At 59.7% G+C, this 9139-nt stretch carries 10 protein-coding genes; 2 read left to right on the forward strand and 8 right to left on the reverse strand.

Annotation, left to right across the window (positions count from 1 at the left end; all coding sequences use genetic code 11):
* The first annotated feature begins 32 nt into the window (after nucleotides 1-32).
* Nucleotides 33-272: a CDGSH iron-sulfur domain-containing protein gene (locus ACIQ0Q_RS07630; protein ID WP_395772344.1), complete on the forward strand. Its 240-nt coding sequence runs from the start codon at nucleotides 33-35 to the stop codon at nucleotides 270-272.
* An 18-nt stretch (nucleotides 273-290) separates the two neighbouring features.
* Here the strand turns inward: ACIQ0Q_RS07630 and ACIQ0Q_RS07635 are convergent, their stop codons facing one another.
* The 6 genes from ACIQ0Q_RS07635 to ACIQ0Q_RS07660 all read right to left on the reverse strand — a co-directional run bounded on the left by ACIQ0Q_RS07635 (nucleotide 291) and on the right by ACIQ0Q_RS07660 (nucleotide 6503).
* A complete protein-coding gene (locus tag ACIQ0Q_RS07635) occupies nucleotides 291-1157 on the reverse strand; it encodes a Brp/Blh family beta-carotene 15,15'-dioxygenase (RefSeq protein WP_395772345.1) in 867 nt (288 codons plus the stop codon).
* Nucleotides 1154-2311, reverse strand: a complete 1158-nt coding sequence (locus ACIQ0Q_RS07640; RefSeq protein ID WP_395772346.1) for a lycopene cyclase family protein — start codon at nucleotides 2309-2311, stop codon at nucleotides 1154-1156. Before ACIQ0Q_RS07640 ends, ACIQ0Q_RS07635 begins: the two co-directional genes overlap by 4 nt.
* On the reverse strand, nucleotides 2301-3242 hold the full coding sequence (locus ACIQ0Q_RS07645) for a phytoene/squalene synthase family protein (RefSeq protein ID WP_395772347.1): 942 nt from the start codon (nucleotides 3240-3242) through the stop codon (nucleotides 2301-2303). The genes ACIQ0Q_RS07640 and ACIQ0Q_RS07645 overlap by 11 nt, the downstream gene beginning before the upstream one ends.
* Nucleotides 3235-4710 (reverse strand): phytoene desaturase family protein, encoded by a 1476-nt coding sequence (crtI, locus tag ACIQ0Q_RS07650; protein WP_395772348.1) that lies wholly within the window; start codon nucleotides 4708-4710, stop codon nucleotides 3235-3237. The genes ACIQ0Q_RS07645 and crtI overlap by 8 nt, the downstream gene beginning before the upstream one ends.
* Nucleotides 4710-5660, reverse strand: a complete 951-nt coding sequence (locus ACIQ0Q_RS07655; protein WP_395772349.1) for a polyprenyl synthetase family protein — start codon at nucleotides 5658-5660, stop codon at nucleotides 4710-4712. Before ACIQ0Q_RS07655 ends, crtI begins: the two co-directional genes overlap by 1 nt.
* A gap of 93 nt (nucleotides 5661-5753) precedes the next feature.
* On the reverse strand, nucleotides 5754-6503 hold the full coding sequence (locus ACIQ0Q_RS07660) for a bacteriorhodopsin-like (protein ID WP_395772353.1): 750 nt from the start codon (nucleotides 6501-6503) through the stop codon (nucleotides 5754-5756).
* A 363-nt stretch (nucleotides 6504-6866) separates the two neighbouring features.
* Between ACIQ0Q_RS07660 and ACIQ0Q_RS07665 the strand changes: the two genes are divergently transcribed.
* Entirely contained in the window at nucleotides 6867-7337 is a 471-nt protein-coding gene (locus tag ACIQ0Q_RS07665; RefSeq protein ID WP_395772350.1) for a GNAT family N-acetyltransferase, read from the forward strand.
* Nucleotides 7338-7341: 4 nt separating this feature from the next.
* On the opposite strand, the gene ACIQ0Q_RS07670 is transcribed toward ACIQ0Q_RS07665, so the two are convergent.
* Nucleotides 7342-8043, reverse strand: a complete 702-nt coding sequence (locus ACIQ0Q_RS07670) for a 2OG-Fe(II) oxygenase (protein ID WP_395772351.1) — start codon at nucleotides 8041-8043, stop codon at nucleotides 7342-7344.
* A gap of 4 nt (nucleotides 8044-8047) precedes the next feature.
* Nucleotides 8048-9139 (reverse strand): gamma-glutamyltransferase family protein (locus ACIQ0Q_RS07675; protein WP_395772352.1); only part of this gene is annotated, 1092 nt, incomplete at its 5' end.

Consider the following 9139-nt stretch of genomic DNA (forward strand, 5'->3'; position numbering starts at 1 on the left):
CATGACGAGTTTGTCTTTAAACGGAGATGACCATGGAAAGCCCAAAGAGAGCCTCGGATACACCCTACGCCGTCGAACTGGAAGCCGGCAAGGATTATTATTGGTGTTCCTGCGGTTTAAGTAACAACCAACCGTTCTGTGATGGTTCGCACAAAGGCACCGGCTTCAATCCAGTCAAACATCATGCCGAAACTTCCGGCACTGCTTATCTGTGCGGCTGCAAAGCCACCCAGAAAGCACCGCTGTGTGACGGCAGCCATAAACAGACGTGATTTTGCTATGCATCAGTCCTAGGCAGTCTCCTGCCATCGGACACGCTCAACCAAAGCCATATGCGGCACCGTCAGTGCCGCCAGTCCGACGAAAACGGTTTGAACAATCGTTGCCGTAAGCCCCGAGCCCGCCAACTCCTGCCAACCCCAATACCCCAGCACCAGCGTGCCAATCATCGGCCCTGCAGCAATCCGGATAAGTCGTTGCCAAGAGGCCTGCGCGAAGTGTTTGGTACGCAACACATGGCGGGCGCTGTGCATCAGGCAGAAATATAGCGTAAACCCGAGAATCGGCGGCATCAGTGTCAGCGCGGCCGCAACGCTGATTGTTTCCAGGGCGGCGGCCGGGGTTTTTTTCAGGTTCCAGGCGGCAATGATTCCCGTGAGCGCAAGCCATGGCCAGGCGACGGTATGCAGGGCGTCCGCCAACGGACGCCCTTCCGGACTGCCGATCAATAGCGAAAATAACTGCCCGAGCGGTTCGGCATGCAAGGCTGCAGGAAAAAAGATGATGCCGCCGCCATACAGAAGACGCAGTGGAAGCGGTGCCCGGTCTTTGAGATCGCCTGAAAAATGAAACATGGACATGGCCAGAAAGCCGATCAGGAACGCCCAAGGAAAACTCCGCCAGATCAGCACCACCAGCGCGGCCAATCCCAGATAGGCGATCAGGAAAACCGACCAGCCCGTACGCGTGTGCAGAGCCAGAAGTCGCTTTGCAAAAATCAGATCCAGGGCGCCATGCGGAACACCCAGAGCAATCACCAGCACCAGCATCACCAGCAACTGGATTTCCAGTACCGGAAGCCGAACCAACAGCGATGTGGCCAGACCGAGTATGGCCGCGACCATGAACACTCTGCCCTGGACATCGATGGCGTTCATGGCGGAGCTCTACGTGTGAAAAGATACTTCAGAAAAGGACCAGCGGGTAAAGCGGCGATGACCGCGGCATGATCACGCAAACTGCAGTCATCGCTCAGGAAACGAATCAGACGCCGGCTATCGACATCGGCGAACAGGGCACTGAACAAGGCGGGTGCCAGCGCAGGTTGCGCACGCAGGACGTGCAGGAATAGCCGATCCATCGCCCTTGAAATGAGCCGATCCGGTGCCTGCGGAACCGGAAGCCCGGTGGTAACCAGGGCCTGCGCGCACTGCGCGCCCCAGCGTTGCAGGCGCTGGAACGCGTAGCCGGTGGCGGGGCGTGCCGCACCGGCCGACAGACCGGCATGGACACGGGAAGGATCCGCGCCGGTGACAGCGGCTTGCGCCGCTGCACCGCCCATGGGAATGCATCCGTATTCGCTGCGCACCGTCCTGTACGCCGATCCGCGGGTGCGGTTTTCGAGAGCCGCATCCAGACCCTTCTGCAAGGCCGGTGCCGGTAAGGGCGATTCGGCGAATACCGTGTACTCGACCAAGGCCCGTGTTGCGGTCAGGGGCAGCACGTAGATGAACGCGATCCGGTGGTCGCTGATTTCCGGAAAATCCATCAGGTCGGCGATGGCCGGATCGAACACGGGATCCGATGTTTCGATTTCATGACCGAAAAACGATTGCCAGAGCCAGGCTGGGCTCTGTTCGGATGCCGGCTTCGGGCGAGTGTCCACCAGAGATCCGGCGCTGATGCTGCCGTGACTGGTTTCGATGCGCCAGACGCCACCGATATATTCGGGTTCGGACAGCACGCTGTGGCCCAGATGCAGCGACAGCTGCGGATTGGCATCGATGGCCTGCAGCGTCGCTGCATAGTAGGTATCGGCAGCAAGCATGCGATAGGGTGTTTTTCCGCAATCGAAATCGATGCATCGGCCGCCACCGATAACACGCAGATGACGCCACTGATGACCGGCGAGCCGGGCATGCGGCGCGGCATCATCGCCCCAGAAGCACCAGGTGCGGTCATTCCGGTATTCATTCCTCTGCTCGAGGATGAGCGTACGCGGTGCGTGGCTGCCGTATCGGCTGAGATGGCTGGCCAGCCCAAGGCCGGCGCAGCCGCCGCCAAGAATAAGCACGTCGGCGTCAGTCGACATGGCGCGCGTTCAGCGTCGTCATGCGCAGGCTTGTCCGGCGCAGCGGTTCATGCAAAGCGGCATCATGTGCTGCCGGTACTTGCCAGTATCGACGGTGCAGAACGAATTCAGCGAGCGTTTGCAGCGTAATGAGCGATTTGCGGCCGGTACCCACCACGGCACGTCCGCTCTGGAAGCAAAAATCATTTCGCCGCAGCGTACTGCCGATGGCATGGTATACCCGCGCCGCCAGCAGAATACCGGCCCGCGAGGCCACCGGAAGATAGGCCAGGCCGGACTCACCGCTCTGATAGTAGCGGTCGGCAAGCTGCAGCAGATCGGACAGTGCTGACCGGACAGCGGCATCGGTGCCGGTGTCGGGCTGGAGAAAGGCCGCGGGCGCGAGCTCGCCGACCAGCGTGGCGGGCAGATAACGCCGGTCAAGGGTCGCGTCGGCAACGACATCCCGGCAGATATTGGTCAACTGCATGGCAATGCCCAGATCGATGGCGTGCGCATCGGCTGCGGCCTCTTTCGCATCCAGGATCCGGCACATCATCAGGCCGACGGTTCCGGCGACCTGATAACAGTAATGGATGAGCGCGTCGGTATCGGCAATGCGGACCGTGCCGAGATCAGATTCGACACCGTCAATCAGTTCGATGAAGATGCCCGGTTCGATGCCGCACTCTGCAAACAGACGGATGCCGTCCGCCACGATCGGGTCGGTGCTCCGACCCGACCCGATATCCTGTTTCATTTTCGCCAATGCCTGCAGAGCGGCAGGGCCGGAGTCGGCTTCATCGGCGATATCATCCACATAACGACAGAGCATGTACAGGCGGGTGGCACGCTCGGCATGGCGCTCGCCCAGAAACCGGCGGGCCCAATGGAAACTCCGTCCCTTCGCGGACAGCACCGCATCGGCCGCGCGGAAATGACTGTCAGACATCGGCAGCCGGTGCAATCAGGGTATCGACCACTTTCGCGGAGCAGAGTACGCCGGGTACGCCAGCACCGGGATGGGTGCCCGCGCCGACCAGATAGAGATTGCGGATTCCTTCGGCCCTGTTGTGGAAGCGAAACCATGCCGACTGGCGAAAAATAGGTGCGATGGAAAAACCGGCACCGTGTTCACTCAGGTAATCATCCTTGAAATCATCGGGAGTCATTGCGAACTCCGCAGTGATCGATTGCGCGAGGCCGGGCAGCAGGCTTTCGCCCAGCGCCGCGACAATGCGGTTGCGCAGCTGCGGCCCTGCAGTGTTCCAGTCGATCCTGCCGAGCTGATTCGGCACCGGACACAGCACATAGAAACTGTCGCAGCCGGGCGGCGCGAAACTCGGATCGGTGGCGGTGGGCCGATGCAGATACAGGGAGAAATCTTCCGAAAGCGTCTTGTGATCGAAGATGTCCGCGAGCAGCTCGCGATAGCGCTCGCCCATCCAGATGGTGTGATGCACCACGTCCGGATAGGTCTGGGTGGTACCGAAGTACAGCACATACAGACCCATGGAATATTCGGCAGCAGCCAGCTTGGCACGCACCGGCAGAGACCGCCTGCGGTGCGGAATCATCTGGCGGTACAGAAATGCCGGATCGGCATTGGATACGATCAGATCCGCCGCCATCACGGTGCCGTCCTCGAGAATGACGGCATCGGCACGCTTTCCGGAAACCGACACTTCCGACACGGTGGTACCAAGCAGGATACGGATGCCCTGGCGCCGCATCAGCGCTTCAAGCGCTCGGGTGATCGCGCCTGTTCCACCCATGGCGAAATGCACGCCGTAGGCGCGTTCCAGATAGTGGATCAGGCCGTAGATGCTGGTGGTATCGAACGGGTTGCCACCGACCAACAACGGCTGTATCGAGAATGCGCGGCGCAGTTTGGGGCTGCACAGGAACCGTGACACCATCTGCCATACCGTCTCGTGCGAACGCAGACGCACCAGGCGCGGAATCTGCCGGAGCATGGTCCACAATCGGTGGAACGGCTGGGCCGATAGTTTGGTGAAGCCGATATCGAAGATGCGCTGCGAATGCCGCAGCAGGGCCAGGTAGCCTTCGGCGTCCCGGGGCTCGATGCGGCGGATTTCGGCCAGTGTCTGTTCGAGCGTACCGCCGTAATCGAATCGGCTGCCGTCCTGAAAGGTAAAGCGGTACCAGGGTGTCAGCGCTACCAGATTGACATGATCGGAAAACTTTTCGCCGAATAATGCGAACAGTTCCTCGAAAAGGAAGGGGGCGGTGATGACCGTCGGACCGGCATCATGCCGGAATCCCTCGCGTTCGAACACACGGGCGCGGCCGCCGATGTGATTGCAACGATCGATCAAGGTGACTTCATAACCTTTGGCGCGCAGGCGCAGCGCCGCGGCAATGCCACCGAACCCGGCACCGACAACGATGGCGTGCATCAGCAGGCTTCAAGAACGGATACGGCGTCATCCAGTTTTTCGCGCATTCCGGCACTGTAAGCGAGCAGCGTGCGCCCCGCGCCGCAGGGCAGGCTCACCGCATCGGTCTCGCATTGGCTCAGATGGGTCCGGGCCAAGTCCACCGCAACCGGCAAAGCACGCGCCTGCAGGCCCTTGTTTTGCAGAATCAGCACGAGGTTGAGGCCAGGCATGCCGGCGCCGTCAGTTTCAGCGGGACGTGCCGCATCGACGGCAATATCCTGGATGTCATCCAGCGCCTGGTAGCTTACTGCGAAATTTTCACAGGCTGCCGTCGCCAGCGGAATACTTTCCGCATTGCCGGAAAGCAGCAAGGAAAGTTCGATGGGAAGTGCGAGCAGCGCACCCGACTTGGATTTGGCGATAGCCAGATACTGCTCGATGGCACCATGACCGGCATGCGGCTCGGCAAGATCGGCGCATTGTCCATGTACGGTAAGGGCAACGCGCCGATGTACCATGGCCAGAGCCTCGGGCAGCGCGGGATGGCTACCGATACCGCCAAGGGCGGCATAAGCGGCGGACAGGAACAGGTCGCCGCAACACAGCGCCGTGTTCTTTCCGAATTGGTTCCATACGGATGGGACGCCGCGACGGTAAAGGTCGCCGTCCTGGAGATCGTCATGGATGAGTGACGCGTTGTGAAGCAGTTCGGCACACGCGGCGATGCCGATGGCCGCGCTTTCGGACAGACCCAGAGCCAGCGCCGAGCTGAGACCCAGCCGCGCCCTGACTTTCTGACCGCCTGCCCGGAGATGGTAAGTGGCAGCAGCGGAAACAGCGGCGTCGGCACCGGACAGGTATTCCGCATGCATCTGGGTCAGCTGTTGCATGCGGGCATCGACGCCCTCAAGCAACAGGGTGAGCTTTGCGGGCGAGGCTTCCGGGAAGTTCAATAAGGTTCCGGGCATGGCGCATTTCCGCCTAGAGTGGGTTGTGCTGCCAATGACCGCAGCTTTCCCTGCCTCGGAGGACAGGGAAAGCGTGGTCGTGACTACCAGCTGTTAGTGTTTTTCCGACTCACTAACCGCGACCGACCAGATGATCAGGCCGAAGGCAATCTTGTTCAGGAAGTCAGCAAAGTTGTAGGTGATGTTGAGCGCATTGGCGGTATCTGCCGGGTTGCCGCCGCTGAGATAACCCAGGACATAACCGAGCGGATAAACGGCCCAGCCCACGGTCACAATCCAACGCATCAGTTTGAAACCGGCCTGCACGGAAGCCGGTGCACTGTTCGCGTTGACCTTGCTGGCTTCACCCATGAAGATTTCATACAGGATGTAGGCCCAACCGACCATGCCGATGATGAATGCCGGCAAGACGGCCATGTAACCGGCCTCACCGAGGTATCCGCCGACCAGCATGACTACGGTACCAATCATCAAACGCCAGAAAATACCGGAAGACACCTTGGTGACCGCTGAGAGGATCAGATAGAACTCGATCATCAGCAAGGGCACGGTAATCAGCCAATCGATGTAGCGGAACACGGTTGGGGTGGAACCCGTGGTGACCCAGACATCGCGCATGTAGAAGTAATGGACGGCTGCGACCAACGTGACCAGTCCCGATACGGTCAGGGATGTTTTCCATTTTGCCGAGACACGGTCGCGCTCCAGAAAGAAGAATACCGTGGAGGCGATGAGTGCCATTGAAATCAGCCAGAATGAGATTCCGACGAAATCGTTACTATTGAGAACGGACGACTCTCCGGCTGAGGCCTGTGTCGCGCCGAAGACAAGGGCGAGTGAAATCACCGACTTGGCGATTGTTTTTATCAAATTATTTTTATGCAACATTGTATTTATCTCCTGGAGGTTTAAATCTAGTGAACAGCAGCACCCCGATTCAAAACGTACCCCTTGCACAACAACCGCAAATCAACCCAAAACCTGCAATCTAGAAGTTGCATGGTCAGATTACGGTACGAAATTAATGGACTAATGTAAATACTCTAAAATAACGTTTTTTTAATATTTAATGATAATTTAACTGTTCCCGGTTTCGGCTTTCCCGCTTGGCCACTTCGCACCGGCACTAAGCGTCTGGCATGGGCTTATCGAACACGCAGGATTCTGTCACTCTAGTTGATCGATCTCAACCATTTCTGAGAGCCTATGAGTGCACTCACCTTCCGCTGGGCCCGCCTGCACGACTTGACCGCGCCGGAGTGGCACAGCGCGCTGGCCGCCCGCGAAGCAGTGTTCATCGTCGAGCAGAACTGTCCGTATCAGGATGCCGATGCGCTCGATGTGCATTCTTGGCATTTGCTGGGCAGCATGGATGGCACCTTGGCCGCCTATCTGCGCGTAGTCGATCCCGGACGCAAATCGGTGCATGCCGGAGCCTTCTATGCGGAGCCCTCAATCGGACGCGTGCTGACCGCCGCCGCTTGCCGCGGCAAGGGCTTCGGGCGACACCTGATGCGTGAAGGCATTGCCGGTTGCGAGCGTCTGTTCCCCGGCCAGGGCATCCGTATCAGCGCACAATCGTATCTGTTGGCGTTCTACCGGACGTTTGGCTTCGTTGCCATCGGTGATGAATACGACGAAGACGGCATTCCGCATTTCGAAATGCAGCGCGACTGAAGACTCAGTCGGCCAGAAACCATCCGGTAATGGCGAGACGCTCAGCACCGGCCCATGGCGTCACCAGACTGACCGTATGCGATTGCGGCACGCGGAACAGCGACAGCGTATTCCAGTAAGGCACGAACGCATCCACCAGCCGGTCATCGACATCATGGAACTGCAACAGGCCGCCCCAGTCGCTATCCCAGTACCTGCTCAGATTGATGACGAACGCACAGACGCGGTTCTCGCCCGCTTCGCGGTCCTGATGCCGGGTCAGGAACTGGCCGGCCCGGTAACGCGTGCCCTGCGCGCTGACCCGGTTGATGGTTGGCTCGCCGGTCAGGCGGCGTGCGAACAGCAGGAACTCGGGCGAGTTCAGGAATTCCAGCACCGTGTGCAGCGGATTCGGCGTCCAGCCTTCTTTGACCGCGCGCACAATCATGTAGCTGTCATAGGAAAACTGGAATTCGGTTGTCGCCCGGGCATAGGCTTTCTTCAGCAACAGCTGTCGTGCTTCGGCATCCATGCCGGCATAGGTCGTGGCATCGATGGTGTGCGAGACTCCGCCGGAGCGCTCGGCCAAGGCCCAGGGAATATCCTCGCGCAGGCAGCGGTGCAGCGTTTCGGCGGCGTCAAGCTGAAGAAAATCCGGAATCTGCACGCGTGTGTGCTGCACCAGCAGCTGGCGGTAACGGTTCAGATCGATGGCGTTATTGAGCATGGCCTCAGTACCCGGCGGCCTGGCCGTCTTTACGGCTTTCGCTGGCCCCGATGTACATGCCAGTCTCGGGATCGCGGGCGATGGCCTGGTAGCCGCCGTACGGACCGTCGGCGTATTCGATGCGGTGGCCCTTGCGCATCAACACCTGCACGCTGGCATACGGGAACTGCGATTCCAGATTGAGCGTACCGCCGTCGCTCATCGGCGTGTTCTGCCCGGCCGGTTCGGTCGAGCCATCATGGTGGATGCGCGGTGCATCACCGGCTTCCTGCAGGTTCATGCCGAAATCGATCAGGTTCATCACGATCTGCACATGGCCCTGCGGCTGCATGGCGCCGCCCATCAGGCCGAAGCTGATCCAAGGCTGGTCGTTCCTGGTGATGAAGGCCGGAATGATGGTATGGAACGGGCGCTTATTGGGCGCGAAGCTGTTGGCATGGCCGGGTTTGAGCACGAACTGCTCGCCGCGGTCCTGCAGGATGAAACCGAGTCCGGGCGGCGCCATGCCCGAACCCATGCCGCGGTAATTGGATTGGATCAGACTCACCATCATGCCGTCGGCATCGGCGGTAGTCAGGTAAATGGTATCGCCATGCTGCAGTTTGGTACCGGCATCGATTGCTTTCATGGCCTTGTTCGGATCGATCATGCGCGCACGTTCACGTGCGTACTCTTTCGACAAGAGCCGGGTCAGTGGAATTTTGACGAAATCCGGATCGGCATAAAGGGCGGCGCGGTCGGCAAAAGCCAGCTTCTTGGCCTCCACGAAGGCATGGATGTGTTCGGGCGAGCCGAACGCGATTCTGGAAAAATCGGTGAGCTCGAGGATATTCAGCATCTGCAGCGCGGCCAGGCCCTGTCCGTTGGGCGGCAATTCCCATACGCGCACGCCGCGGTAGGTGGTGGAGATCGGCTCAACCCACTCGCCCCGGTGATTGGCCAGATCCTCGACCGACAGGAAGCCGCCTTGGCCTTGGATGTAATCGGCGATGGTTTTGGCAATCGGACCTTTATAGAATGCATCAGCGCCGCCGTCGGCGACGGCCTGCAGGGTATTGGCCAGATTCGGATTCTTCCAGACCTGGCCTTTCACCGG

Source organism: Arenimonas sp. (assembly GCF_044348765.1).
GTDB lineage: Bacteria > Pseudomonadota > Gammaproteobacteria > Xanthomonadales > Xanthomonadaceae > Arenimonas.